At 34.9% G+C, this 26,142-nt stretch carries 25 protein-coding genes; 19 read left to right on the forward strand and 6 right to left on the reverse strand.

Annotated features, from left to right (window positions below):
* Window positions 1-23: 23 nt before the first annotated feature.
* The 3 genes from ACIQ1E_RS02350 to ACIQ1E_RS02360 all read left to right on the forward strand — a co-directional run bounded on the left by ACIQ1E_RS02350 (window position 24) and on the right by ACIQ1E_RS02360 (window position 3,741).
* Window positions 24-1,676 (forward strand): alpha-amylase family glycosyl hydrolase, encoded by a 1,653-nt coding sequence (locus ACIQ1E_RS02350; RefSeq protein WP_396168350.1) that lies wholly within the window; start codon window positions 24-26, stop codon window positions 1,674-1,676.
* Window positions 1,677-1,788: 112 nt separating this feature from the next.
* Window positions 1,789-2,448: a glycerophosphodiester phosphodiesterase gene (locus ACIQ1E_RS02355; RefSeq protein ID WP_396168352.1), complete on the forward strand. Its 660-nt coding sequence runs from the start codon at window positions 1,789-1,791 to the stop codon at window positions 2,446-2,448.
* Between the two features lie 84 nt (window positions 2,449-2,532).
* Window positions 2,533-3,741 carry an NAD(P)/FAD-dependent oxidoreductase gene (locus ACIQ1E_RS02360; RefSeq protein WP_396168354.1) on the forward strand — a complete coding sequence of 403 codons (1,209 nt, stop codon included), beginning with the start codon at window positions 2,533-2,535 and terminating at the stop codon, window positions 3,739-3,741.
* Between the two features lie 36 nt (window positions 3,742-3,777).
* Here the strand turns inward: ACIQ1E_RS02360 and ACIQ1E_RS02365 are convergent, their stop codons facing one another.
* A complete protein-coding gene (locus ACIQ1E_RS02365) occupies window positions 3,778-4,212 on the reverse strand; it encodes a TerB family tellurite resistance protein (RefSeq protein ID WP_396168355.1) in 435 nt (144 codons plus the stop codon).
* 194 nt (window positions 4,213-4,406) lie between these two features.
* Between ACIQ1E_RS02365 and ACIQ1E_RS02370 the strand changes: the two genes are divergently transcribed.
* From ACIQ1E_RS02370 to ACIQ1E_RS02385, 4 genes are read left to right on the forward strand one after another with little or no spacing between them, the layout of a single operon-like run.
* On the forward strand, window positions 4,407-5,000 hold the full coding sequence (locus ACIQ1E_RS02370) for a HupE/UreJ family protein (protein WP_396168357.1): 594 nt from the start codon (window positions 4,407-4,409) through the stop codon (window positions 4,998-5,000).
* An 8-nt stretch (window positions 5,001-5,008) separates the two neighbouring features.
* Complete coding sequence (locus tag ACIQ1E_RS02375) at window positions 5,009-5,437, forward strand: deoxycytidylate deaminase (protein ID WP_396168358.1); 429 nt, start codon at window positions 5,009-5,011, stop codon at window positions 5,435-5,437.
* Window positions 5,438-7,006: a S41 family peptidase gene (locus ACIQ1E_RS02380; RefSeq protein WP_396168360.1), complete on the forward strand. Its 1,569-nt coding sequence runs from the start codon at window positions 5,438-5,440 to the stop codon at window positions 7,004-7,006.
* A 41-nt stretch (window positions 7,007-7,047) separates the two neighbouring features.
* Complete coding sequence (locus ACIQ1E_RS02385; protein ID WP_396168362.1) at window positions 7,048-7,875, forward strand: alpha/beta hydrolase; 828 nt, start codon at window positions 7,048-7,050, stop codon at window positions 7,873-7,875.
* 30 nt (window positions 7,876-7,905) lie between these two features.
* Here ACIQ1E_RS02385 and ACIQ1E_RS02390 read toward each other — a convergent pair whose 3' ends face one another.
* The 3 genes from ACIQ1E_RS02390 to ACIQ1E_RS02400 are packed head-to-tail and all read right to left on the reverse strand — an operon-like array spanning window position 7,906 to window position 9,344.
* Window positions 7,906-8,514 (reverse strand): FAD-dependent oxidoreductase, encoded by a 609-nt coding sequence (locus tag ACIQ1E_RS02390; RefSeq protein WP_396168364.1) that lies wholly within the window; start codon window positions 8,512-8,514, stop codon window positions 7,906-7,908.
* Between the two features lie 8 nt (window positions 8,515-8,522).
* Window positions 8,523-8,720, reverse strand: coding sequence for a hypothetical protein (locus ACIQ1E_RS02395; protein ID WP_396168366.1), 198 nt, complete (start codon window positions 8,718-8,720; stop codon window positions 8,523-8,525).
* A 48-nt stretch (window positions 8,721-8,768) separates the two neighbouring features.
* The gene (locus ACIQ1E_RS02400; protein ID WP_396168368.1) at window positions 8,769-9,344 is read right to left on the reverse strand and encodes a MarC family protein; all 576 of its coding nucleotides are present in this window, start codon (window positions 9,342-9,344) and stop codon (window positions 8,769-8,771) included.
* Between the two features lie 203 nt (window positions 9,345-9,547).
* Between ACIQ1E_RS02400 and ACIQ1E_RS02405 the strand changes: the two genes are divergently transcribed.
* The 10 genes from ACIQ1E_RS02405 (at window position 9,548) to ACIQ1E_RS02450 (ending at window position 21,100) form a co-directional block, all read left to right on the forward strand.
* Window positions 9,548-10,114: a DUF3109 family protein gene (locus ACIQ1E_RS02405; protein WP_396168370.1), complete on the forward strand. Its 567-nt coding sequence runs from the start codon at window positions 9,548-9,550 to the stop codon at window positions 10,112-10,114.
* Between the two features lie 263 nt (window positions 10,115-10,377).
* Entirely contained in the window at window positions 10,378-11,355 is a 978-nt protein-coding gene (locus ACIQ1E_RS02410; protein WP_396168372.1) for a ribonucleotide-diphosphate reductase subunit beta, read from the forward strand.
* A gap of 235 nt (window positions 11,356-11,590) precedes the next feature.
* A complete protein-coding gene (locus ACIQ1E_RS02415) occupies window positions 11,591-13,996 on the forward strand; it encodes a ribonucleoside-diphosphate reductase subunit alpha (protein ID WP_396168374.1) in 2,406 nt (801 codons plus the stop codon).
* Window positions 13,997-14,062: 66 nt separating this feature from the next.
* Window positions 14,063-14,350: a hypothetical protein gene (locus ACIQ1E_RS02420; RefSeq protein ID WP_396168376.1), complete on the forward strand. Its 288-nt coding sequence runs from the start codon at window positions 14,063-14,065 to the stop codon at window positions 14,348-14,350.
* Complete coding sequence (locus ACIQ1E_RS02425) at window positions 14,347-15,417, forward strand: FRG domain-containing protein (RefSeq protein ID WP_396168378.1); 1,071 nt, start codon at window positions 14,347-14,349, stop codon at window positions 15,415-15,417. Before ACIQ1E_RS02420 ends, ACIQ1E_RS02425 begins: the two co-directional genes overlap by 4 nt.
* Window positions 15,417-16,166, forward strand: coding sequence for a Cthe_2314 family HEPN domain-containing protein (locus tag ACIQ1E_RS02430; protein ID WP_396168380.1), 750 nt, complete (start codon window positions 15,417-15,419; stop codon window positions 16,164-16,166). The genes ACIQ1E_RS02425 and ACIQ1E_RS02430 overlap by 1 nt, the downstream gene beginning before the upstream one ends.
* Before the next feature lie 80 nt (window positions 16,167-16,246).
* On the forward strand, window positions 16,247-17,011 hold the full coding sequence (locus ACIQ1E_RS02435; protein ID WP_396168382.1) for a hypothetical protein: 765 nt from the start codon (window positions 16,247-16,249) through the stop codon (window positions 17,009-17,011).
* Window positions 17,012-17,015: 4 nt separating this feature from the next.
* Entirely contained in the window at window positions 17,016-19,055 is a 2,040-nt protein-coding gene (locus ACIQ1E_RS02440; protein ID WP_396168384.1) for a DUF3883 domain-containing protein, read from the forward strand.
* A 122-nt stretch (window positions 19,056-19,177) separates the two neighbouring features.
* Window positions 19,178-19,657, forward strand: coding sequence for an RDD family protein (locus ACIQ1E_RS02445; protein ID WP_396168386.1), 480 nt, complete (start codon window positions 19,178-19,180; stop codon window positions 19,655-19,657).
* Between the two features lie 96 nt (window positions 19,658-19,753).
* A complete protein-coding gene (locus ACIQ1E_RS02450; RefSeq protein WP_396168388.1) occupies window positions 19,754-21,100 on the forward strand; it encodes a deoxyguanosinetriphosphate triphosphohydrolase in 1,347 nt (448 codons plus the stop codon).
* Between the two features lie 3 nt (window positions 21,101-21,103).
* Here ACIQ1E_RS02450 and ACIQ1E_RS02455 read toward each other — a convergent pair whose 3' ends face one another.
* Window positions 21,104-22,168 (reverse strand): DUF3078 domain-containing protein, encoded by a 1,065-nt coding sequence (locus tag ACIQ1E_RS02455; RefSeq protein ID WP_396168390.1) that lies wholly within the window; start codon window positions 22,166-22,168, stop codon window positions 21,104-21,106.
* 30 nt (window positions 22,169-22,198) lie between these two features.
* The gene (locus ACIQ1E_RS02460) at window positions 22,199-23,974 is read right to left on the reverse strand and encodes a 1-deoxy-D-xylulose-5-phosphate synthase (protein WP_396168392.1); all 1,776 of its coding nucleotides are present in this window, start codon (window positions 23,972-23,974) and stop codon (window positions 22,199-22,201) included.
* A gap of 354 nt (window positions 23,975-24,328) precedes the next feature.
* Here ACIQ1E_RS02460 and ACIQ1E_RS02465 point away from each other — a divergent pair, with 354 nt between their 5' ends.
* Together ACIQ1E_RS02465 and ACIQ1E_RS02470 are read left to right on the forward strand one after the other, a co-directional pair.
* Window positions 24,329-25,435, forward strand: a complete 1,107-nt coding sequence (locus tag ACIQ1E_RS02465; protein ID WP_396168394.1) for a Fic family protein — start codon at window positions 24,329-24,331, stop codon at window positions 25,433-25,435.
* Window positions 25,436-25,484: 49 nt separating this feature from the next.
* Window positions 25,485-25,928 (forward strand): nucleoside deaminase, encoded by a 444-nt coding sequence (locus ACIQ1E_RS02470; RefSeq protein ID WP_396168396.1) that lies wholly within the window; start codon window positions 25,485-25,487, stop codon window positions 25,926-25,928.
* The last annotated feature ends 214 nt before the right edge of the window (window positions 25,929-26,142 follow it).

The following is a 26,142-nucleotide window of genomic DNA, read 5'->3' on the forward strand; positions in this document are numbered from 1 at the left end:
CTTAATGATTCAAAAAAAGACCTATGAAAAAAAATATCTTATTTTCAATCTCATTGCTATCGCTGCTTTTCGCCGGTTGTTCTTCAACTAAAACCGGAAAAACAGCGTCTGCAACTCCATTTGTGTGGGAAAGTGCCAATGTGTATTTTCTTTTAATTGACAGATTCAACAATGGCGACAAAACTAACGACCACACATTCAACAGAAACAAACCAACTGGAAAATTACGAGGTTTTGAAGGAGGCGATATTCGCGGTGTTATTCAAAAACTGGACGAAGGCTACTTTGAAAACTTAGGAATAAATGCCATTTGGATGACTCCAGTCGTAGAACAAATTCACGATGGAGTCGACGAAGGAACTGGCTATAGCTATGGATTTCACGGCTATTGGTCAAAGGATTGGACCACTTTGGACCCGAGTTTTGGAACCAAAAAGGATTTGGCTGAATTGGTTCAAAAAGCACACGCCAAAGGAATTCGCATTCTATTGGATGCCGTCATCAATCACACTGGACCAGTTACTGCCGAAGATCCAGTCTATCCCAATGATTGGGTTAGAACTTCACCAAAATGTACTTACAACTCCTATGACACCTACATCAACTGTACTTTGGTCGAAAATCTTCCCGACGTAAAAACAGAAAGCAATGAGATCGTTTCTTTGCCGCCAATGCTCGCAGAAAAATGGAAAAAAGAAGGTCGTTACGAACAAGAAATAGCCGAATTGGATGCCTTTTTCGCCAAAACAGGATATCCTCGTGCGCCAAAATATTACATTATGAAATGGTTGGCTGACTATATCACGGATTATGGTATTGATGGCTATCGAGTAGATACAGTGAAGCACACGTACGAAGATATTTGGGGCGATTTCAAGAAAGTTTGCGATGGAGCTTTTGCCGATTTTAAAAAAAATAATCCGAATAAAGTATTGGATAACAATACGTTTTTCACCGTTGGGGAAGTGTATGGCTACAACATTGGAGCTAAAAAACTATTTGATTTTGGAGATAAAAAAGTTAATTATTTCGACAATGGTTTTACCGGTTTAATCAATTTTGATTTTAGAAATGAGGCAAAAATGAAGTACGAAGATTTGTTTTCAAAATACAATTCAATTCTTCAAAATGATTTAAAAGGGAACACCGTAATGAACTATGTTTCTTCCCACGACGATAGTTATCCGTATGACAAGAAACGTGAAAAAACATTCGAAAGCGGCACAAAATTACTGCTTGCCCCAGGAATTTCACAAGTATATTATGGTGACGAAAGTGCTCGCGCACTAGATATTCCAGGAACTGTAGGCGATGCCACCCTACGCTCCTTTATGAATTGGGATGATATCAAAAGCAATCCCGAAACTCAGAAAGTGCTTTTGCATTGGCAAAAATTAGGCGTTTTCAGAAAAAATCATCCAGCAGTTGGAGCTGGAATGCACCAAGAAATTTCGGCAAGTCCTTATGTATTTAGCCGAACTTTTACCAAAGACAATTTCACTGATAATGTTGTTGTTGGATTGGATTTACCAAAAGGACCAAAAGAAATTTCGGTTGGAACTATTTTCGAAAACGGAACCAAATTAACCGATGCTTATTCTGGAAAAGAAGCTGTAGTTTCAAATGGAAAAGTGATGATTGATACTCAATTTGATATTGTTCTATTGGAAAAATAATCTCAACTTTTAAGGAAAATCCCTCTTCATTACTATTCTTTATTTAATTTTACAGACCTCATAGGTTTTAAAAACCTATGAGGTCTTTTTGATTCAAACAAATATTCCAAATATGCTAAAAATTGGTCATCGTGGCGTAAAAGGACACGAACCCGAAAACACCATAATTTCTTTCCAAAAAGCGATTGATTTGAATGTTGATGGCATCGAACTCGACGTGCATTTGAGTTCGGATGGAAAAATAATGGTGATTCACGATGAAACCATCGATAGAACAACCGACAAGAAAGGACTTGTTAGAAATAGCAATTCATCAGATTTAAAAGAATTAGGAATTCCAACTCTGATCGAAGTTTTAGATTTGGTTCATCGCAGCTGTATTGTCAATATTGAACTTAAAGGAATTGGGACCGTAAAACCCGTTGTTATATTAATAGAACACTATATTTCAAACAAAAACTGGAGTTACACTGATTTTCTAGTTTCCAGTTTCGATTGGAAAATGCTGGAAGAAGCTCAGTTGTTAAACCCGAAAATACGAATTGGTGTTTTAACAGAAGAAGCTATTGACGAGGCTGTGGCTTTTGCCAAAAAAATAAAAGCCTATTCCATCAATCCTAATTATCGATTGCTAACAAAAGAAAATGTAGCTTTGATGCAAGATAAATGTTTCAAAGTTTTTACCTGGACTGTAAATTCAATCGAAGACATTCAAAAAATAAAATCATTCAACGTAGACGGAATTATTTCCGATTTTCCGGATAGAATTTAAACGTTCATTCCACGAACACATTCAAAACCGCTCTAATCCGTGGAAATTTGTGAAATTTGTGAAATTTGTGGCTAAAAAAAGAATATGAATCAGAATTTTGACATAATCATTGTTGGAGGTGGCGCGGCTGGTTTTTTTACAGCCATCAATATTGTAGAAAAAAATCCGAAGCTAAAAGTTGCCATTCTCGAGCGTGGAAGCGAAGTATTATCTAAAGTCAGAATTTCTGGAGGCGGACGATGCAATGTTACTCACGCTTGTTTCGAGCCTAACGAATTAGTAAAATATTATCCGCGTGGCGAAAAAGAATTGCGTGGCCCTTTTCATCAATTTTGTTCGGGTGATACTGTTGAATGGTTCAGTAATCACGGAGTAGAACTCAAAATCGAAGAGGATGGTCGAATGTTTCCCGTATCTAATTCATCTCAAACTATTATTGATTGTTTTCTCCAAGCGACCCAAAAATTGGGAATTGCAGTTTTGACCGGACAAAGCGTTCAATCTATTTTCAAAAAAGAAAATCATTGGAAAGTTGAAACTACAAGCGAAAATTATATTACTGAAAAGCTGATTCTCGCCACCGGAAGCAATACCAAAATTTGGGATATGTTGCAAAATTATGGCCACGCTATCGTGACTCCGGTACCTTCCCTATTTACTTTCAACATCAAAGATGCAAGAATAAAAGAATTACCTGGAGTTTCAGCAATTGTTTCTGTAAAAATAAAAGACACTAAATTATCCTCAACTGGGCCATTATTGATTACACATTGGGGAATGAGCGGCCCTGCCATTTTGAAATTATCAGCTTGGGGTGCCCGAACTTTACACGATAAAAACTATCAGTTCACCATTTTTGTCAATTGGCTCAATGATATAGACGCTGAAGATATCGAAAAAAACCTAAAGGATTTAAAACAAGAACACGCCAAAAAGGCGGTTTCCAAGAAATCGCCTTTAGAATTATCGAATCGCCTTTGGGAAAGTCTAGTTTTAGCTTCCGGCATTCAAGCGGAAACCAAATGGGCTGATTTGTCTAAGATTCAGTTGCAAAATTTGGCAAATCAATTGACGAATTCCAGTTTTCAAGTCAATGGAAAAAGTACCTTCAAGGAAGAATTTGTTACTGCTGGCGGCATTGATTTAAAGGAAATCAACTTCAAAACAATGGAAAGCAAGCTGCACAAAAATCTTTATTTTGCAGGAGAAATTATGAATATCGATGCCGTGACTGGAGGCTTCAATTTCCAGAATGCATGGACAAGCGGATTTATTTTGGCTAATGGAATTTAAATCCGACCACATTCGTAAAAAACGCAGCTATAATTTTTATCGGTTCATGTTTTCCATTTCGTAAATAAAAGTATCTAAGTCGACTTTTTTATCTACTAATGCTAATGCTTTACTAACAATGTAATTCACATTGCCTGTAGTAAAACCAAGTGCTACAGCAAATTTTCGCAGCAGCGTTTCTTGTTTATCCCCCAGATGATGGTCATGATGAACAACTCTAGAAATGTTGTATAAACTTTCTAGTCTTTCTACATAAAGGTAGGGAGGATTTAGAGGATACTTTAAGGGGTTTTTTAGAATCTCTTTGTATTCCTCATCCGAAATATCAAGTTTTACGGCTAACTTGTCTAAAAACTTTTTTTCAGCGGGATCAAATTTCCCTCCGTCTGCATACAACACCCTAACTGCCGCGGAAAAACGACCTTTAATTCGGTGTTTGAATTCGCTATCAAATAATTGTGCTATTGACATAATACTAAGTTTTAAATGTCGTATAAAGATACTAAAAAAATCTTTTTTTATCAAGTTTGGGCCACTTAAATTTTGATACAATACTTTGCTGTTATAAAATAAATAACGCAAAAGAGGTTTTAACAATATGGGTTCACGCTAATTTCAAAATAAATTGTAAGTTTGACAACCCCTAATCTATTAAACACATTATAATGTCAGAATTTTGGATTTTTTTTGAGAAAGGTTTGAGACATATTCTTAACCTTTATGCTAACGATCACATTTTGTTTTTAATCGCTTTGACGATTCCTTATGCTTTCAAGGACTGGAAAAGATTGCTAATTTTGATCACTATTTTTACTGTTGGGCATACCCTGGCTTTGCTATTAGCTATTTTTGGAGTGGTAATAATTAAAGCCAATTTAGTCGATTTTTTAATTCCAATAACGATTCTAATTGTAGCTTTTTTCAACCTTTTCACCGCAGGAAAATCTTCAAAACAAGAAAGTATTAGTGTAATAGGATTTGTGACACTGTTTTTTGGAATCATCCACGGATTGGGTTTTGCAGCCTATTTCAAAACTTTAGTCGGAGGCTCATCTCAGTCAAAATTATTGCCCTTGTCTGAGTTTTCATTAGGAATCGAAGCATCGCAAATTATTGTAGTTTTTATTGTGTTGATTCTTTCGTACATTGTCCAAACTTTCTTCCGTTTTTCGAAAAGAGATTGGACCTTGGTAATGTCGGCATTTGTTATCGGAGTAGTTTTACCCATGATTATCCAAAGCGGAATTTGGAATAGATAAATTATAAAATGGAAAAGAAAAAATTGAATAAATACGACAAAGCTTATCTTCGGATTGCGAAGGAATGGAGTCTTTTGTCTTATTGCAAACGCAAACAAGTTGGAGCCATAATAGTTCGCGATAAAATGATTATTTCTGATGGATACAATGGAACGCCATCTGGTTTTGAAAATTGCTGCGAAGACGAAGCAGGTTTAACCAATTGGTATGTCCTTCACGCCGAAGCCAATGCGATTCTAAAAGTTGCAAAATCTACGCAAACTTGTGAAGGAGCAACACTCTATATTACCTTGTCGCCATGCAAAGAATGCAGCAAATTGATTCATCAAGCTGGGATAAAAAGAGTGGTTTATCAATTAGGGTACAGAGATACATCCGGAGTTGATTTTCTAGCGAAAGCCGGCGTAATTGTAGAACAAATTGAAGTTTTAGATTAAATGAACATCAATAAAAACTATCTTCCAATTCTTTTTTTTGCAACACTTGCATTAGGGATTCTTATTGGTGGATGGCTTAATTTCCCAAGTCAAAATCAGATTTTTGTTAAAAATAATTCTAAAAACAAACTCAACAAATTACTTGACTTCATCGATAACGAATATGTCGACAACGTAAATGCGGATACGATTACCAACCGAGCTATCAATACTATTTTAGCACAACTAGACCCCCATTCTGTTTATATTCCGCCTAGTGAACAAATCGCCGTAGCCGAAAGTATGCGAGGCGAATTTGTGGGTATTGGAGTAAATTTCTATATGTACAAAGATTCTGTCGCTATTATAAAACCAGTCGAAAACGGCCCTTCGGAGAAAGCGGGAATCAAATCGGGAGACCGAATACTATATGCTGACAAAACAAAATTGTATGGACGAAAACTCCCCACCGACAGCCTTTTTTCTAAACTAAAAGGAAAAGAAGGTTCGGAAGTTTTGGTAACGGTTTACAGAAAATCCGAAAACAAAAAATTAAACATTAAAATCAAAAGAGGTGTAATCCCCATAAAAAGTGTTGATGCCGTCTTACTATTGAGTCCATCAGCTGGTTACATCAAAATCAATCGATTTGCCGAAAGTACCTACGAGGAATTCTATAAAGGATTGACCAAATTGAAAGAACAAGGTGCGAAATCACTCGTGATAGACCTTAGGGACAACGGTGGCGGATACCTAGAACAAGCTGTGGCTATTGCCGATGAATTTTTGAAAGACAAGCAATTGATTGTTTTTACGAAGGACAAAAACGGAACGCTAGAAAAAACTTATGCAACAAAAGAGGGCAGTTTCGAAAACGGCCGATTATTTGTTTTAATCAACGAAAACAGTGCATCGGCAAGCGAAATATTGGCTGGAGCCATTCAGGATAATGACAGAGGAACGATTGTAGGACGCCGTTCTTTTGGCAAAGGATTGGTACAACGCGAAATGGATTTCAACGACGGTTCTGCTGTTCGACTGACGATTGCCCGATATTACACTCCAACAGGCCGTTCCATTCAAAAACCGTATTCAAAAGGCAATGAAGATTATCAAAAAGAATCTGAACTGCGTTTCAAAAGCGGTGAATTGTACAATAAAGACAGTATCAAAACACCTACTACTCCGAAATTCAAAACGCCAAAAGGCAAAATCGTCTATGGCGGCGGCGGCATTGTTCCCGATATTTTTGTTCCGCTTGAATTAACACCTAGCAAAGAACATACGGTCTATTTATTGCAAACGGGGATTTTGGGTCAATTTGTTTTTGAGCAATTAGATCAAAATCGAAACGCCTTTAAAGGATTGTCTTTCGAACAATTTAAAGTTAAAATAGATGGTACTGATTTGTATTTCAACGCTTTCCAAAAATTCCTTTTCAGAAACGGAATGAATATGAATTTGGATACGAACAAAGCTTTGGTAAAACGCTATTTGGCGGCAGAATTCGCCAGGCAGCTATTCAATGAAAGTAAATTTTATGAAATTGTATTGAAAGAGGATGCGATGATTGAAAAGGTTTTAAAATAGCCTAATTCGAAATTGACTGTAATGAATTTGAGTAAAAAAATATGAAAAAATTAATTCTTTTGCTGTTAATTACCACTTCATTTTTGGTAAGTGCCCAACAGCAATATGCCATCGAGAAAGACATCCATTATTACCCTGATGCAGTTAATAAAAGTGACAAATACATCGATTCTCAATGCACTTTGGATATTTATTATCCTAAAAATTCTAAAAACTTCGCCACAATTATTTGGTTTCACGGTGGCGGACTCACTGGAGGGAACAAAGAAATTCCGAATGCATTGTTAGAAAAAGGATTCGCTATTATTGGGGTTGGTTATAGGCTTTCACCAAAAGTAAAAGCAGCTGCTTGTATAGACGATGCTGCTGCAGCCATTGCTTGGTCATTTCAACATATTGCGGATTATGGAGGCAGGGCCGATATGATTTTTTTGTCGGGACATTCTGCAGGAGCCTATTTAACGATGATGGTGGGGCTTAACAAAGAATATTTGGCTAAATATGACCTTGACGCCAATAGAATCGCTGGAAACATTGCTTTTAGCGGCCAAACCATTACCCATTTTACCATTCGCAAAGAAAGGGGCATAAAAGACATACAGCCTTTGATTGACGAATATGCACCTCTTTACTTTGTTCGGCCGGACGCTCCCCCTTTAGTGCTGATCACAGGTGACCCCGAAAAGGAATTACTAGGCCGTTATGAAGAAAATGCCTATCTGTGGAGAATGATGAAATTAGCGGGTCACAAACGAACAACGATTTATAAACTTGAAGGTTTTGATCACGGAACAATGGTCGAACCTGCTTTTCCGTTGTTGATCAAAGAGGTGAATACGTTAACAAAAGAAATAATAAAAACAACTTGAAAGTCTTTTGAGTTTTATGCTCAGAACGGATTATTTCTTAATACTATCGTGAACTTGAGTATGATTGCCTTCATTCCATAAAGTGAGAATATCTGTGGCAACAGCCGCACCACTTCCAGCGGCAATTGGAACTTGACTTCTAGAACCTGCTAATGTTCCTGTTACATAAATCCCATCGACTACCTTTTGGTCGTTGTTTTTGAGTTGGATTCTTTTTTTCTCTACCGGTGCCTTTTGATGCGGTTCAACGTAGTGCATTAAACCTTCGATTGCAAAAGTATTTGCAGCGCCAATAGCGACCACAACAATTTTGGATTTATACGTGCTTTTATTTGTAGTAATTGTAAAAGTTTCAGACTCACTTTCGATTTTCAACACTTTTTCATTTGGAATCTGATTAATATGAGGATAAGTTTCAGATAAATGCTGAATACTCTCGGATAATAAATCGGCTCCTAACTTTCCGGGAGGGATTCCGTAGGCGTTGTTTATTATCGCTTCTTGAAGATTAGAGTTTTTTTGATGAGTTAATATTGCAATTTTCTTGTCGATAACAAAAGGCTTATTCTTGGCAGAACCTAACACTAAAGCACAAGACATTCCTGATACGCCACCGCCTACAATTAAAACATCAAACATATCTAGAATTAATCGTTCATCTTTTCTTCGATACTTTTTGACATTCTAAATATCAAAAGAATCAAAATAGCACAAAATGAAGCTGCAATTCCGATAAATGCAATCATACTATTTCCTTCAAAAGGACTTTTGAAATCAAGTAAGCTTACATTAAAAATAATTAGTCCTATTGCCAAAGCGACTAATATGTTAGTAAAAATTTTCATAAATTCTATTTTTGAAATAAAGAGGGGATAAATTTATAAAAATTAAAGTTAGACGAACAAACCTTTAACATTAGCGGCGAATAATTTAACAGCTATAGCCAAAAGAACCACTCCAAAAGTCTTTCTGACCACGCCTAAACCGTTTTTTCCTAGCATTTTTTCTATTTTGGACGAAGACTTCAAAACAATGTAAACCAATATGATATTCAAGAAAATTGCGATAACAATATTTACCGTATGAAATTGAGACCGCAATGAAAGCAAAGTAGTCATTGTTCCCGCTCCAGCAATCAAAGGAAAAGCGAGTGGCACTATGGAAGCAGAATTGGCCTCTTCGTCTCTGTACAATCGGATTCCTAATATCATTTCTAATGCTAAAAAAAATAACACAAAGGAACCTGCCACAGCAAAAGAATGAACATCAATCCCTATCAATTTCAGGAATTCTTCACCAACGAAAAGAAATACAATCATAATCAATCCGGCCACTAATGCAGCTTTTTCAGATTCGATATGACCGTGCTTGGTTCTTAAATCGACAATAATTGGAATCGATCCTACAATATCAATTACGGCAAAAAGCACCATTCCTACTGTGATAATTTCTCTTAAATCCAAATCCATAATCTAAAAATTTATGGCGCAAAAGTAGTATATTCTAAGCGGTTAACTCACAAAAACCGGTTAATTTTCAATGCTAAAAAGCCAAAACAGCCCCGTGACAGAACCTTTTCTTTCTAAATAGTAAAGTAACATTGATCGTTCATCTGATTCAAAAACCAAAACTTTAACATTCAAAATTCAGAATTGCAAAGTATATTTGCAAAATGTTTCAACTAGGAAAAACCATCGTATCAGAAGACATTCTCCAAAAAGAATTTGTTTGTAATTTATCAGCTTGCAAAGGCGCTTGTTGCGTCGATGGTGATGCTGGCGCACCTTTAAGCGAGGCCGAAACCAAGATTCTGGAGGATATCTATCCAACAGTAAAACCGTTTCTTCGTAAAGAAGGTATTGCAGCAATCGAAGCGCAAGGCACTTGGACAAATGGAACCGATGGAGATCTTGAAACACCTCTGATTAATAATAAGGATTGCGCCTATGTTATCTTTGATGGCAAAACTGCACTTTGCGGAATCGAACAAGCCTACAATCAAGTTGAAATAACATTCAAAAAACCCGTTTCTTGCCACTTATACCCTATCCGTGTCAAAGATTTTACTGAATTTTTCGCTGTCAATTATGACAAATGGGAAATATGTGATGACGCCTGTTCTTTAGGCAAGGAGCTGGAAGTTCCTGTGTACAAATTTGTCAAAGAAGCACTCGTTCGAAAATTTGGTGAAGATTGGTATATGGAACTTGAAAAAGTCGCTGAGGAACTAAAAAAGTGATACTCAAAAATTTGTTTTCTGTAACATTCAGCAAAATAAAATCCTTTATTTTACGGTAGCTAAGGTATTTTTTTGGTTTTTAATTTACTGACTTTCAGTAAATTGAAATTTGAAAGAAAAATAATCAAATCACTCTCATTTGTTAAAAACTATAGCCAATTGTGAATAAGTTTGACTTTTTAAAACCGTAAGAATTCACAATCTTTGTGCTCTACGAAAAGCATAATAATTCGTTAAAATTTCAATAAAACAGAAATATACTAATGTCAAAAATTGAACCAATCCTACAAGAAAATAAAAATCGATTCGTGATTTTTCCCATCAAACACCATGATATTTGGGAGTTTTACAAAAAAACAGAAGCCAGCATCTGGACTGCCGAAGAAATTGATTTGGCTCAAGACTTAAACGATTGGAACAATAAATTAAGCGAAGACGAAAAATATTTTGTCAAACATATTCTTGCCTTTTTCGCCGCTTCAGACGGAATTGTAAACGAAAATTTAGCACAAAATTTCGTAAACGAAGTACAATACGCGGAGGCCAAATTCTTCTACGGTTTCCAAATTATGATGGAAAACATTCACAGCGAAACCTACTCTCTTTTGATTGACACTTATGTAAAAGACGAAGCTGAGAAAGATGAATTGTTCAATGCTATCGAAAGATTTCCAGCCATCAAGAAAAAAGCAGAATGGGCTTTGAAATGGATCGAATCGGATTCGTTTGCCGAAAGATTAATTGCCTTTGCAGCCGTTGAAGGGATTTTCTTCTCAGGAAGTTTTTGCTCCATTTTTTGGTTAAAAAAACGCGGTTTGATGCCGGGATTAACTTTTTCGAACGAATTAATTTCGCGTGACGAAGGCGTTCACTGTGATTTTGCCGTGCATTTGCACAACCATCATTTGAAAAATAAAGTATCAAAAGCGCGTATTAGAGAAATCATCGTTGACGCATTAGATATTGAAAGAGAGTTTATTACTGAATCTATTCCTGTGAGTTTGATAGGAATGAATGCTGTTTTGATGACTCAATATTTAGAATTTGTTACCGACAGATTATTGGTAGAATTGGGTTGTAAAAGAGAATACAACACGGCAAACCCATTTGATTTTATGGATATGATTTCACTTCAAGGAAAAACCAATTTCTTCGAAAAGAAAGTAGCCGAATATCAAAAAACAGGCGTTATGAATACCGATTCAGATGCTCAAAAAATTAGCTTTGATGCTGATTTTTAAATTTTTGCCACGAAGACACTAAGTCGCAAAGAAAAAACATCTATTTAATAGAAAAAATAGTAAACTTTAAGTTTTTGAATTTTTCTGCTGAAATTACAAAAGGCTAAGTAAAAAAGCTTTGTGCCTTTGTGTCTTTGTGGCAGAACTGAATAGTTACCGGGATTAGCTTCCCAAAATCAATCACAAATACCCCGAAATAGAGAAGGGATTGTCTATTTCACAAAACCAAAAAATTATGTACGTAGTAAAAAGAGATGGCCACAAAGAGCCAGTAATGTTTGACAAGATCACGGATAGAATTAAAAAACTTTGCTACGGACTGAATGGTTTAGTAGAACCTGTAAAAGTGGCGATGCGAGTAATCGAAGGATTGTATGACGGAGTTTCTACTTCAGAATTAGACAATCTTGCGGCCGAAACTGCGGCTTCGATGACTATTGCACATCCCGATTATGCTCAACTTGCAGCTCGAATTGCGATTTCGAATTTACATTCCAATACCAAAAAATCTTTCTCGGAAACAATGAACGAAATGTTTCACTATGTGAACCCGAGAACCAATCTTGAAGCGCCTTTGCTTTCCGAAGAAGTGCATAAAGTGATAATGGACAACGCCGAATTTTTGGATTCGCACATCATATACAATAGAGATTTTAACTACGATTATTTTGGTTTCAAAACTTTGGAACGTTCCTATTTGTTGAGAATAAACGGAAAAATTGTAGAGCGACCACAACATATGTTGATGCGTGTTTCGGTTGGAATTCACTTAGGCGATTTGAAATCGGTGATTGAAACCTATGACTTAATGTCGAAAAAATTCTTCACTCACGCCACGCCAACTTTATTCAATGCTGGAACACCAAAACCTCAAATGTCATCTTGTTTCCTTTTGGCCATGCAAGACGACAGCATCGACGGTATTTATGACACACTCAAACAAACAGCCAAAATCTCGCAATCTGCGGGTGGTGTGGGATTGTCTATTCACAACGTTCGCGCAACAGGCTCATATATCCGTGGCACAAACGGAACTTCAAATGGAATTGTACCCATGTTGAGAGTTTTCAATGATACAGCTCGTTACGTGGATCAGGGTGGAGGAAAACGCAAAGGAAGTTTTGCGATTTACATCGAAACTTGGCACGCTGATATTTTCGAATTCTTGGATTTGAAAAAGAATACTGGAAAAGAAGAAATGCGTGCCAGAGATTTGTTCTTTGCAATGTGGACATCAGATTTGTTTATGAAACGTGTGCAAGAAGATGCTCATTGGACCTTGATGTGTCCTAATGAATGTCCTGGATTATACGACGTGCACGGTGAAGAATTTGAAAAATTATACATTTCGTACGAAGAAAGAGGAAAAGGAAGAAAAACCATCAAAGCGCGCGAATTGTGGGAGAAAATTCTAGAATCTCAAATCGAAACTGGGACTCCTTATATGCTATATAAAGACGCGGCAAACAGAAAATCAAACCAAAAAAACCTTGGAACCATTCGTTCATCGAATTTGTGTACCGAGATTATGGAATATACTTCGAAAGACGAAATTGCAGTCTGTAATCTAGCCTCTATTTCGTTGCCGATGTTTGTAGAAAACAACAAATTTGATCACGAATTATTGTTTAATGTAACCAAACGAGTAACCCGAAACTTGAATAGAGTAATTGACAGAAATTATTACCCTGTAAAAGAAGCCGAAAACTCAAACCTTCGCCATCGCCCTGTAGGTCTTGGAGTTCAAGGACTAGCTGATGCTTTCATCATGTTACGTATGCCGTTTACAAGTGACGAAGCCAAAAAATTAAACCAAGAAATTTTCGAAACCTTATACTTTGCAGCTGTAACTGCTTCGATGGAAATGGCCAAAGAAGAAGGACCATATTCTACATTTAAAGGCTCTCCAATTTCGCAGGGAGAATTTCAATATAATCTTTGGGGATTGAAAGACGAAGAGCTTTCTGGACGTTGGGATTGGGCTTCATTGAGAAAAGAAGTAATGGAACACGGTGTTAGAAACTCATTATTAGTTGCACCAATGCCAACTGCTTCGACTTCACAGATATTAGGAAACAATGAGGCTTTCGAACCTTACACTTCAAATATTTACACAAGAAGAGTACTTTCAGGAGAATTTATTGTAGTAAACAAGCACTTATTGCATGATTTGGTAGAGCGTGGGCTTTGGAACGAAACCTTAAAACAAGAATTGATGAGACAAAACGGTTCGGTTCAATCGCTTGATATCCCTCAAGACTTGAAAGAACTATACAAAACCGTTTGGGAAATGTCTATGAAAGACATTATCGATATGTCACGCCAACGTGGATATTTTATTGACCAATCGCAATCGTTGAACTTGTTTATGCAAGACGCTAATTATTCGAAACTGACCTCAATGCATTTCTACGCTTGGCAATCGGGATTAAAAACCGGGATGTATTATTTGAGAACTAAATCGGCCGTTGATGCGATAAAATTCACTCTAAACAATGACAAAAAAGCTGCTCCAGCTCCCATTGCAGAAGAAGTAGAAGCAACTACAACTAGTGTCGAAATGACCGCTGAAGAATATAGAGCAATGATCGAAATGGCTAAAAATGCCGGACCAGAAGATTGTGAAATGTGCGGAAGTTAAATTCTAGTTTAAATTTTTAGGGAGTTAATATTAACTCCCTTTTTTTATGAAATAGTTATAGGATCTATGAAGAACGATTTAATAAAAAGTTTGACCAATGATTTTGAAGACCATTCACAAAGCACCGAAAGCGGAATTGAATTTTGGTTTGCTAGAAATATTCAACATTTGTTAGGATATTCTGAATGGAGGAATTTTAACAAAGTAATTTCTAAAGCAAAAACTTCTTGTGAAGTCTTTAATAATCTGATTTTAGACCATTTTGTTGACGTCAACAAAATGGTAGTAATTGGTTCTGGGACAGAGTTTAACTTGCCTCAAAAAAAATTGTTTTCAAATACTAATATTTTATGACAGACAGGAATAATCAAATAATACTAAATTCTCTTTATTCAGCAAATAGAGGATTCCCAATAAATCCAAATGGAAAAGAAATATGTGGAATTAAACCAAAAAATAATGACACATATTTTGAATATGATTTTCAAAAAGCCAAAGATTTTCTTAATTCAATTGATGTAACATCAGAACTTTACTTTAACGAACCATATAATCATAAAAGAAATTTTATATTTAGAGGACATAGTAACTCAAAATACCCTTTAATACCAACAATTTTTAGAAATATAAGCAAAAACGAATATAATATTTATAAAAACAAACAATATCCAAAAAGAGAATTAGACTTATTTGCAGATTTTTCAAAAGGAATTAATGATTTAGGATTTCACATAGAAAATGATTCATTGGCATTAGCAAATTATTACGGTTTCAGTGGCAGCAAAAAATCAGAAGAAGGTTTTGGTTTTTTTGACCGTCCTTCCGATTTAATGAGAAAATTTCCAACTTCTGAACAAACAAGAATACTTGGTTTGGCACAACATTTTGGGGTTCCTACGAGACTTCTTGATTTTACTTACAACCCGTATAAAGCAATTTTTTTTTCAACTAAAAACATCCTTCACAATAGGAAAGTTGACGAAACTAAAAAAATAGGCCTTTGGATAATCCCAGAATTATTAATTGAGGCTGTCAAACGAATTAAATTTATTGACAAAATTGAAGTTAAAAAATTTGACAATAAAAACATTATTGCACAAGAAGGCATTTTTATAAATTATTTCCCCCCACAAGAGAAAGATAATTTTCCAATTTTTAAATTTGAAAATGAAGATAAAGAATGTTTTCAAGTAAAAACTTTAGATAAATATATAGTTGAAAATAATGATGCTACATTTCAACAAATAATAACTGAAATAACAGGAAAACCAATGCTTTTTACACTTCCACATTCTGAAGTTGATTTAATTGCAGAAAAATTAGACCATCTAAATATTAATTGGATTACTATGATGCCAAATTTAGAAGGTGCCAAAAATGAAGCAATTAGACGAATGAAATTAAACACATTTTCTTTTTAATGAATACCGATAATTTAATAAGTCACAATTTTTTTCAACAGCTAATTAAGGATGCTGAACCTTTTTTAAAAGAAACTAAATTCTCTGATAAATATATTGTTGATAAGAATGAAATAGAAATGTCTGATTTGGAGCATTATATTCATTATGTGTCTTTTTATAATATTCATTTGTTTCAACTTTGTAACCAACTTGAAAGAGCTGTAAATTTATTGTCTAATTTTAGAACTGATGATAAAAATGAAATAGGTTGGGGTCATCATTTATCTTACAATATTGAAAATTTCTTTATTAGACTAGATTCTCTGTACGATCGAGTTCTTCAATTGGTTAATGCGATTTATAATTTTGGTTTAACTGATAATTTGGTTAATAAAAAAAGTGTAACTAAAAAAATTAATGCCGTTGATGGTTATATTGAACTAAATAATTCTCTCGAGATGTTAAACAAAGTTTTAAAAAACTATTCAGATGAAAAAAGAAATATTATTGTTCATAGGTATTCATATTTTGATCAAGAACTAGATAGGATAGAAATGTATTATCATCCTTTTTATTCAAAGAAAATATTAGAAGATAAAGATATAGCGGAAAATTTTAAAGAAGTTAGAAAAGAAGAACTAACTTTTTACCTTTCAAAAACAAAAAAAGAGTTTACACAAATTAACCAAATCTGTTTTGAAAAATTACTGGTAATATTTGATGCTTTAGACAAACAATATTCAATAATGAAACTAAAATTAAAATAGTAAGGCAATTGAATAGCTTTATTATTGCTGACAACCATAAAATCACTAATTTTATAAAATCGAATTAATAAACTGAACAAATGCAATATCAAACTAATGAAAATTTTGGATTAGACTTGAAAATTGATGGTTTTGAGGAAACATCACTGACAAATGGTAACGATGCTTTTATAATTTATCTCATTATTGATAATAAAACATCTATCAACAGAAAAGTAAATGTTTCAAAAGCAACTTATATTACGAATAAAAAAGAACAATTAGAACAAGATAATTGGCTGAATGGATATCTTATGGAAGAAGATACTATAAAACCAAATTCATTCAAAAAGGCTGCGTTATTATTTTATAAATCAAAACTAAAAAAAATTTCTGATGCTGACACAATTCAAATAATCATCGAACTTCCACTTGAAGGAGCAGAACTTGAAATAAGTTTTATGAAAACAGGAAATTATTGGCAACAGATAGAAAGTAAAAAGAGAGAAAAAGAAATTAAATTAACCCCTTCTCTACTTGCAAAATCCTTATTAAAAAAAATCGAAAGACTTGAGGCCTTTGAAGAACGACTTAATGTTAGGTTTGAAAATATTTCAATTAAGATTCATTTAGATAACTGGGTTAAAATTATTTCGGAATTACATTCAAACAATGGAACTACAATAGATCAAAGTATAAGTGTAGAATGTGTAGCGTATGATATAGATGGACAGATTTTGGATGTTAGTAACTGTAATGTAAATAATGATGCTTTTTTTGGATTTGAAATTTTAGAATTTTATTTCAATGAAAATGGGATTGCTGATAAGATTAATAAAATAAGATTATATCCTAAAAAGCGATAATTCTATGGATATAAATAACATCAGAATTCAACTACTTGAAGAAGCAAAATCATCTCCAAATTTATTATCCGATTTAGCGGGTTTAGAAACCTATATTGCTGAAAGTTATAACAATCGCTCTTTTATAGAATTATTGCAAAATGCAGACGATGCAAATTCTACAAAATTCAAAATTATAAAAGACAATGATTTTTTATATGTTGCAAATAATGGTAGAACTTTCAATGCTACAGATGTAGAAAGTCTTTGCAGAAGCGCTTCCTCAAATAAAACAAGAGGCGAGAATATTGGTTATAGAGGTATTGGTTTTAAATCAGTTGTAGGTTTTGCCAATGAAATTCATATTATTAGTGGTGATTTAGAAATTACATTTTCTAAAGAGAGAACCAAAAATGAGATACCAAACGCAACTAGAGTTCCTTTAATACGAATTCCGCACCCAATACTTGAAAAAGAAAAATTAGTAATTGCTACAAATGTTGAAAATCTAATAAGTGATGGATTTACAACGGTTTTCGTTTTTACTGGAGTTACTGCTAACGAAATTGAGTCTGAATATGAGTCATTTGATTATAAATCATTGCTATTTCTGAACAATGTAGTGACTACTGAAATTTCTATATCAAATAATAGTTTAACACATATTGATAAAACAATAATTTCAGAAAGTGAAACAAAACTAAAAATCAAAAATAACGGCAATCAAACAGAATGGTTGGTTTCTAATTATAAAAAGACGGCAATTGCTTTTCAAATAGAAGAAGATTTCCCAACAAGAATTAATCAGGCAGACGCTTTTGTTTATTCATTTTTACCAACAGAAGATGTTACAGGACTTGGAGTAATAGTAAATGGCGATTTTAGTACTGATCCGTCAAGAAAACATTTGATTTATGACGATGAGACTAATGCTACAATAAAAAACATTGCTACTCAAATAATAAACTTAATTGAGAAAAATTTATCTAGTAATAAAGCGGAAAACAGCAGCATAATTAAAGCTTTGGTTCCTTACTCTGACCCTAGAATGATTGGTTTTAAAAAGACTTCTTTTGAAAAACTTCTTTTAGAACAAGTCAAATATGTAAATTCAGGTTTCTTCGAAAAACTAATGTTGCCTCCGAATTGGTTAAATCCAAAGGATTATAATGCTATTGCCAAATCTAATGGTAATTTAGTTATTGGCTCAAGCTTTTTAAATATTGACGGTTTAGTGTCGTTTTTAAAATATCTTGGTGCAAAAGAAGCTTCTTTTGAAACATTAAAGACTAAAATAAATGATTCAGAAATTTCAATTTTAGGTTGCGTTCAGATTTTCAAATATATATTTACTTCCATCTTGTCTATAAACAATGACAACTTTATTCTTTCAGTAAGTGATTTAAAAATAGTGATTCACGACAATAAAAGGTTTTCATTTAAGGAAATCATTTCTGAAAACTTACTAATTGATGATTCTTATATTTCTTCATTGATTGAAAATGGGTTGACTGAATCTGATATAAAACAAGCTTTTAAAAAACTCTTGCCAAATTACAGCGGAAATTTAATTATTGATAAAAACAACAGTAATACTAAACTAGACAGTAACGCTCAAAATGCAACTATTCCAACAGATAATTGGTATAATAATTCTAAAGAAATTTCTACGGATAAAATTAAATATGGTATAAAACGTTGGAGAACTGCCGAAGAAATAACATTGGAAATATTAAACTTAAATGGTTTTAATTTGCAAGATGTTAGTAAACAAAATATTGGATATGATTTGGATGGATTTGACCCGAGTGGAGAAGAAATTCATATTGAAGTAAAATCGATAACACTTCCCGGTCAGAAATTCAAACTAACTAATAATGAAATAGGAGTTGCTCAAGAAAAACAAAAAAAATTTTATGTTGCCATTGTTCGTCAGACCGATACTTTTTTTGAAATAGCTATGATTTCAGACCCAATCAATAATCTAATATTAAACAGACAATGTGTGCAATGGATTTGGGAATGTTCTGAATATGAATATAATCCTAGGAGGTTTGAATTGTAAAAACACACCAAATTCCCGAAACAATATCAAACATTAAACCCAATATTTCCAAAATAATTCACTATATTTGAGTGTAGTTATCATTACAAAAACATTTTTCATAGACCTTAAAAACCTTCCCAATGAAAAATACAGAATTCACCGTTACAGATGATTTATGGGCAACACGAGGACAACGTTTTATGAATTGTATTCTAGATCTTTTGTTTGTTCATATTATTATGATTAGTATTGGCACAACCGTTATTATTTTTGGAGATATTACAAACAATTATGAATTGTCTAATTGGGCTGAATCGACATCAGCTCTCGAAAGATTCTTTTTTTGGATACTAATATTGTTTCTATACTACTTTTTGACCGAGTCCTATTTTTCAATAACTTTTGCCAAATACTTTACCAAAACAATTGTGGTGACGAAAAACGGCTCAAGACCTAAAATACACTTTGTTTTCATTCGAACATTGTCTCGATTCATTCCTCTTGAATGCCTTACTTTTTTATGGGGAGACTTCAGGGGATTGCACGATTTATTTTCGGATACTTATGTAGTGCGAAAATACGAGTTCAATCATAAAAAGGGCGCTATAATATTTCCTTGACAAAACCAATAAAAATAGATTCAGCCGTCATTTTGATGGCTGTTTTTAATTAAAATAACTCCTTTTCCTTATATTCGCTTAATCTAAATTTGTACAATGAACTGGGAACAACTTTTATCACTAAAACGCCAAGGCGACACGAGTAAACGATTACGAATAGAACAAGACGATACGCGTTTGGGTTTTGAAGTCGATTATGATCGAATTATATTCTCGTCGGCTTTCAGAAGTTTGCAGGACAAAACACAAGTTATTCCGCTATCGAAAACTGACTTTGTGCACACTCGATTGACGCACAGTTTAGAAGTTTCGGTTGTAGGCCGTTCTATCGGAAGATTGGTTGGCAAAAAAATCATCGAAAAATACCCGCATTTAAAGGCAGTTCACGGTTTTCAAGCGAATGATTTCGGAGCAATAGTTGCCGCGGCATCACTGGCACACGATATCGGAAATCCGCCTTTTGGTCATTCGGGCGAAAAAGCCATTGGCGAATATTTTTCGATTGGAAAAGGACAACAATACAAAGACCAACTGTCGGCCAAAGAATGGCAGGACTTAGTCGATTTTGAAGGCAATGCCAATGGCTTTTCAGTTCTAACGGCAAGTCGTCCTGGAATCGAGGGAGGTTTACGAATTTCCTATGCTACACTTGGTGCTTTTATGAAGTATCCTAAGGAAAGTTTGCCCAAAAAACCAACATCAAACATCGCCGACAAAAAATATGGTTTCTTTCAATCAGATGCTGCATTTTTTCAAGATGTAGCTTCAGAATTGGGGATGATTCCAAACAAAGATGGAAACGACATTGGATTCGAAAGACATCCTTTGGCTTATTTGGTCGAGGCCGCCGATGATATTTGCTATACGATTATCGATTTTGAAGATGGAATAAATCTGGGTTTGGTTTCTGAGGATTTTGCCTTAGAATATTTAATCAAATTGGTCAAAGACAGCATCGATTCATCAAAATACAACACCTTAACCACCAAAGAGGATCGCATTAGTTATTTGCGTGCTTTGGCCATTGGCAGCTTAATCAATGATGCCGTGAAGGTGTTTATTGAAAATGAAGAAGCTATTTTAGAAGGCCGTTTCCCTTATGCTTTGACTGATAAAAGCAAGTACAAAGTTCAAATGGACGATATCATCAAGTTGAGTGTAAAAAACATCTACCAAAGTCGCGAAGTAATCGAAAAAGAAATTGTCGGCTATCAAATTATTCAAACCTTGCTGGATAAATTCATCACAGCATTCAATAATAAATTTGAAGGAAATTCGTCTAATTATGACAAGCTATTGCTGAAAATGTTACCCGAAAAATTTCTGGAAGAAAAAGAAGATTTGTACCAAAGATTATTGCACATTTGCCATTATGTTTCGCTTTTGACCGACGGAAACGCGCTAGAGTTATACGAAACAATCAATGGTCGAAAAACCAATTAATTCTTAAAAATTATAAACCATCCCAACTCCAAGAGCTTGTCTTAATTGTACTTTTGCACCTGATTCGACATCTTGACCGTTTACTTCTTCAATCGTTTTTACATCGTCATCATAAATCAAATGCAAGCCAATATTGGCTTTTACATATTGATTGACGACCAAGTCCAATTGCGCCCTCCATTCTACATCAATATTTCCAAAGTTATTGATGTAGTCGGTATATAAACTCAGCCTATTTTCCAAGGTGATGTTTTTCCAGACTTCCTTCTTGTAATAATTAGTAAATAAAAACCCCATTTCGGTTCTCGATTTTTTCCCTGGAGTAATAATATTTCCGTTCGCATCATAAGTGGCCTCGGTCACCCCAAATGCCCCACTATTGGCAAGTTCTTGATCTAAAACTAAAGTGTTTTTCCAAGTCAATGGCGAAATATAGATATCAAATTCCTTCTTCTTGATATAATAATTGGCTCCAACTCCTAAAAAAGTGTAGGCTGGTGCAAAAGGCTTTGAAATTGCATCTTCCACATTAGGGTATTTATAACCATTGGCAAACTGTGTTTTGAAATTGAATTTTGAACTAAAATACCAATGCGAAATAGTATCTTTTCTATACCCAAAAGTAGAGCTAAAGCGAAATTCATCATCTGATTTCCGCATTTCGATACCATCTTGCTTATTTAGACCGTATCGAAACGAAAGTTCGTTAACCCATTCGCTATTGACATCCGATCGAACTCGAGTAAAATTCCCTTTCAACAAACCTGCAATAGAGCTCGTTCCTCCGGCATTCCAATTGACAAAAGCAATCTGGCTTAAGTCAAACCCAACTGAATTCTTTTTTTTCCAATGTGAAAGTATAAATGCACGTGTTCTGGTAGGTTTTCTAGCTACTACACTCAAAGTGGTGGGCGTTTTAATAAGTGTTGTTGTAGGCTGTAAATTTGCCTCGATAGGGCTTTGAATAGGGTTTCTAACAGTGTCTTGAACAGGGTTTTGAATAGTGTCTTGAGCGAAACAATTTATAGTAAAAAGTAGTAATAGAAAAGAGAAAGAATAAAATTTCATTATAGAACAAAAATTAAATAGGCAAAAACATCAAATCAGGAACCGCATCAAGTAGGATGTCAAACTCTTAACGTCAATATTGCAATATTGTTGTAATTCGTTTATCGTTCCTTGTTCAAGGAATTCATCAGGAATTCCAAGCGTTTTTATCGCTGACTTATAGCCATTGTTTGCCGCGAACTCTACAATAGTCGTGCCAAAGCCTCCTTTGATAACGCCATCTTCAATTGTAATAATATCTTCGAATGTACTAAAAATGAAATGCAACAAATTTTCATCTAAAGGTTTTACAAAAGCAAAATCATAGTGTGCATAATTTTCGGGATGATCTACTTCGGCCAAGGCCAAAGTCACATTATTGCCAATGGTTCCGTTAGACAGAATCGCGATATTCACTCCATTTCGAAGGCAATTTGCTGTGCCTATTTCAATCTTTTCATAGGGCCGCTCCCAATGCACAATTTGACCGCGACCACGAGGATAGCGAATTGCAATAGGATGATTTAAGCCCAATTGAGCGGTGTATAAAATATTCCGCAAGTCAATTTCATTCAAGGGCGAATAGATAATCATATTGGGAATGCAACGCAAATAAGCCAAATCGAAAACGCCGTGATGGGTGGCGCCATCCTCTCCTACCAATCCTGCTCTATCCAAACAAAAAATCACGGGTAAATTCTGTAAAGCCACGTCGTGAATGACTTGGTCGTACGCGCGTTGTAAAAAAGTCGAATAAATATTGCAAAAAACGACCATTCCTTGTGTCACCATTCCTGCGGATAAAGTCACTGCGTGTTGCTCCGCTATTCCCACATCGAAAGCGCGTTCTGGGAAAGCTTCCATCATAAATTTCAAGGAACTTCCCGATGGCATTGCGGGCGTGATTCCTATGATTTTTTCATTGGCTTTCGCCAAATCCAACAGCGTCAATCCAAAAACATCCTGATATTTTGGAGGCAAATTCTCTTCTGATTTGGCTAGAATTTCTCCAGTTGAAGCATCGAATTTTCCCGGCGCGTGGTATTTTACCTGATCCTCTTCAGCTTGTTGCAAACCTTTACCTTTTGTGGTAATAATGTGCAGGAATTTTGGACCTTTAACTTTTTTAAGCCGTTTCAATTCCTTGATAACTGCAAAAATATCGTGTCCATCAATGGGTCCTGAATAATCAAAATTCAAGGACTTAATCATATTATTTTTCTTCGGGTTTTTTCCTTCCTTTACTGCTGTGAGATACTTTTTCAAAGCACCAACACTGGGGTCAATTCCGATAGCATTGTCGTTGAGAATTACCAATAAATTAGCGTCGGTAACGCCAGCGTGATTCAGTCCTTCGAATGCCATACCTGAAGCTATCGAAGCGTCGCCAATAACCGCGATATGATGTTTTTCGGAATCGCCTTTTAAATTGGATGCAATTGCCATTCCCAAAGCAGCCGAAATAGAAGTCGAAGAATGTCCTACCCCAAAAGCATCATAAATACTTTCGCTACGTTTTGGAAAACCAGAAATCCCGTTCAGTTGGCGATTGGTGTGAAAAATTTCTCTTCTTCCGGTCAATATTTTGTGTCCGTAAGCTTGATGGCCCACATCCCAAATCAATACATCATTGGGTGTTTCGAATACATAATGCATAGCAATCGTAAGTTCTACAACACCAAGACTAGCGCCCAAATGCCCCTCTTTGACAGCCACAACCCCAATAATAAAATCACGCAATTCCTGCGCCAGCTGTGGAAGTTGGGCTTCCTCGAGTTGGCGTAAATCGGTTGGATTGTTGATGTGTTCGAGTAAGTTGCTATTCATTATGTTGTTTTCTGCTAACAAGACTAATTTTTAGAAAATGGCACACTGATGACGCAGATTGAGCGGATTTGCACAGATATCAAAGAAGTTTTTTACTCTTGAATAAAAAAATCTGCATTATATCTGTTTAATCCGTGTACTAATCTTTATTACGGTTAGTGCTATTTCGTTATAATTTAAAAAGCGAATTTACGGTTTTAAATCGAAATCTGTTTTTGAATATTCAATACAAATTGAATTTTGAGATTGAATCTCCTTCAATATTGACTCAATCTAGTAAATGAGGCGATTATTTTTACTAATCGCCTCAAAAAATGATTATATTTGAGGCGATTAACACGAATTATTGCCTCAATGAAATACAACTGGCAACATCCAAATTGGCAAAACTTCATATTTGATGATTCTGTAATTGATTCATTATGTATGGATTTTGCATTAGAAACAGGAGAACTAAAAGGTCTTGTCGATTCTTTATCGACCGAGATCCAGCAAGAAACAATTTTGCAATTTATGATTTCGGAGGCTATTAAAACCTCAGAAATAGAAGGCGAATTTTTCAGCAGGCAAGATGTAAAGTCCTCGATTAAGAAAAATTTAGGTATTGGAGACGCTTTTGGTCAAATAAAAGATAAAAACGCACAAGGAATTGGAAAGTTGATGGTAACGGTTCGGAATTCTTATGCTGAAAAGCTGACAGAATCTACTATAAAAGAATGGCACGCAACACTTATGACCTATTCCAAACATATTAATCCTGGCGAGTATAGAAGTGGGCAAGAGCCTATGCAGATTGTTTCAGGATCTTACGGCAAAGAAATTATCCATTTTGAAGCACCCCCATCAAGCCAGGTTCACACTGAGATGCAAAATTTTATCAAATGGTATACTAATTTTAAAATTAAACCAACAGATATTAAACAGGCTTTAATAAAAACGTCAATTTCACATTTGTATTTTGAAAGTATTCACCCATTTGAAGATGGAAACGGAAGAATTGGCCGAGCTATTGCCGAAAAATGTCTTTCGGAATCCCTAAATCGGCCTGTTTTGATGAGCATTTCGAGTACTATTGAAAAGAACAAAAAACGTTATTACGATTCCTTAAAACAAGCCCAAAAATCACTTGAAATTACTGATTGGATTCTCTATTTTTCTTCATTGATTTTAGAATCCCAGAAAAATGCCAAACAAACGGTACTTTTTACTTTGAGCAAAGCGAAATTTATAGACCGATTTAAAAACCTGATGAATGAACGACAAAATAAGGCTGTTTTGAAAATGCTTGAAAACGGCGCCGCAGGTTTTCAAGGTGGTATGACGGCTATAAAATATGTTTCGATAAACAAAACCTCTAGAGCAACAGCCACAAGAGATTTGCAGGATTTGACAGAAAAAAACATTTTGATTCCAAAAGGAGAAGGAAGAAGTCGTAGCTATGACTTGAATCTGTTGCTATAAAGGATCTTTAAAATTAACTAAAACTATCTCAAAATCGTACTTTTGCCTTATGGAAAACCCTTTCACCGACGAATATTTTATGAAAAAAGCCTTGCAAGAGGCAGAAACGGCTTTTGAAAAGGACGAAATTCCCGTGGGTGCCCTAATTGTCATCGACAATAAAGTCATAGCTCGAGGTCATAATCTTACCGAAATGCTCAATGATGTTACCGCTCACGCCGAAATGCAAGCAATTACTGCCGCTGCAAATTTCCTTGGCGGAAAATATTTAACTGGCTGTACGCTCTATGTCACTTTAGAGCCTTGCCAAATGTGTGCCGGCGCTTTGTATTGGAGTCAGATTTCTAAAATTGTTTTTGGAGCTAGTGACGAAAATCGGGGTTTTATCACAATGGGAACACAATTACATCCAAAAACAACAGTTGTTCGCGGCGTTTTGGCAAATGAAGCGAGTGAATTGATAAAGCGGTTTTTTGCTAGGAAAAGGAAATGAGTCTGAGTTTTTTTTATGAAAACAAAAAGATATTTGAAAAAAAACCTATTTTTACAAAATGATTTAGTCTGAAATAAGTAATAATTTAAATTGTAACTAATCAGTTTATAATTCAAACTCAAATTTAGCTATTATTACCAATGCTTCCAATACATTTAGGCCATTTTTTATAGTTGTATCAATGACTGAGCGTATTTTAGCAAAGTTTTGTGCT

The sequence above is a fragment of the Flavobacterium sp. genome (assembly GCF_044348915.1).
In the GTDB taxonomy this organism is placed as follows: domain Bacteria; phylum Bacteroidota; class Bacteroidia; order Flavobacteriales; family Flavobacteriaceae; genus Flavobacterium.

Coding starts and splice junctions, on each gene's coding strand:
- ACIQ1E_RS02350 (WP_396168350.1), top strand. CDS start 24: ATGAAAAAAAATATCTTATTTTCAATCTCATTGCTATCGCTGCTTTTC.
- ACIQ1E_RS02355 (WP_396168352.1), top strand. CDS start 1,789: ATGCTAAAAATTGGTCATCGTGGCGTAAAAGGACACGAACCCGAAAAC.
- ACIQ1E_RS02360 (WP_396168354.1), top strand. CDS start 2,533: ATGAATCAGAATTTTGACATAATCATTGTTGGAGGTGGCGCGGCTGGT.
- ACIQ1E_RS02365 (WP_396168355.1), bottom strand. CDS start 4,212: ATGTCAATAGCACAATTATTTGATAGCGAATTCAAACACCGAATTAAA.
- ACIQ1E_RS02370 (WP_396168357.1), top strand. CDS start 4,407: ATGTCAGAATTTTGGATTTTTTTTGAGAAAGGTTTGAGACATATTCTT.
- ACIQ1E_RS02375 (WP_396168358.1), top strand. CDS start 5,009: ATGGAAAAGAAAAAATTGAATAAATACGACAAAGCTTATCTTCGGATT.
- ACIQ1E_RS02380 (WP_396168360.1), top strand. CDS start 5,438: ATGAACATCAATAAAAACTATCTTCCAATTCTTTTTTTTGCAACACTT.
- ACIQ1E_RS02385 (WP_396168362.1), top strand. CDS start 7,048: ATGAAAAAATTAATTCTTTTGCTGTTAATTACCACTTCATTTTTGGTA.
- ACIQ1E_RS02390 (WP_396168364.1), bottom strand. CDS start 8,514: ATGTTTGATGTTTTAATTGTAGGCGGTGGCGTATCAGGAATGTCTTGT.
- ACIQ1E_RS02395 (WP_396168366.1), bottom strand. CDS start 8,720: ATGAAAATTTTTACTAACATATTAGTCGCTTTGGCAATAGGACTAATT.
- ACIQ1E_RS02400 (WP_396168368.1), bottom strand. CDS start 9,344: ATGGATTTGGATTTAAGAGAAATTATCACAGTAGGAATGGTGCTTTTT.
- ACIQ1E_RS02405 (WP_396168370.1), top strand. CDS start 9,548: ATGTTTCAACTAGGAAAAACCATCGTATCAGAAGACATTCTCCAAAAA.
- ACIQ1E_RS02410 (WP_396168372.1), top strand. CDS start 10,378: ATGTCAAAAATTGAACCAATCCTACAAGAAAATAAAAATCGATTCGTG.
- ACIQ1E_RS02415 (WP_396168374.1), top strand. CDS start 11,591: ATGTACGTAGTAAAAAGAGATGGCCACAAAGAGCCAGTAATGTTTGAC.
- ACIQ1E_RS02420 (WP_396168376.1), top strand. CDS start 14,063: ATGAAGAACGATTTAATAAAAAGTTTGACCAATGATTTTGAAGACCAT.
- ACIQ1E_RS02425 (WP_396168378.1), top strand. CDS start 14,347: ATGACAGACAGGAATAATCAAATAATACTAAATTCTCTTTATTCAGCA.
- ACIQ1E_RS02430 (WP_396168380.1), top strand. CDS start 15,417: ATGAATACCGATAATTTAATAAGTCACAATTTTTTTCAACAGCTAATT.
- ACIQ1E_RS02435 (WP_396168382.1), top strand. CDS start 16,247: ATGCAATATCAAACTAATGAAAATTTTGGATTAGACTTGAAAATTGAT.
- ACIQ1E_RS02440 (WP_396168384.1), top strand. CDS start 17,016: ATGGATATAAATAACATCAGAATTCAACTACTTGAAGAAGCAAAATCA.
- ACIQ1E_RS02445 (WP_396168386.1), top strand. CDS start 19,178: ATGAAAAATACAGAATTCACCGTTACAGATGATTTATGGGCAACACGA.
- ACIQ1E_RS02450 (WP_396168388.1), top strand. CDS start 19,754: ATGAACTGGGAACAACTTTTATCACTAAAACGCCAAGGCGACACGAGT.
- ACIQ1E_RS02455 (WP_396168390.1), bottom strand. CDS start 22,168: ATGAAATTTTATTCTTTCTCTTTTCTATTACTACTTTTTACTATAAAT.
- ACIQ1E_RS02460 (WP_396168392.1), bottom strand. CDS start 23,974: ATGAATAGCAACTTACTCGAACACATCAACAATCCAACCGATTTACGC.
- ACIQ1E_RS02465 (WP_396168394.1), top strand. CDS start 24,329: ATGAAATACAACTGGCAACATCCAAATTGGCAAAACTTCATATTTGAT.
- ACIQ1E_RS02470 (WP_396168396.1), top strand. CDS start 25,485: ATGGAAAACCCTTTCACCGACGAATATTTTATGAAAAAAGCCTTGCAA.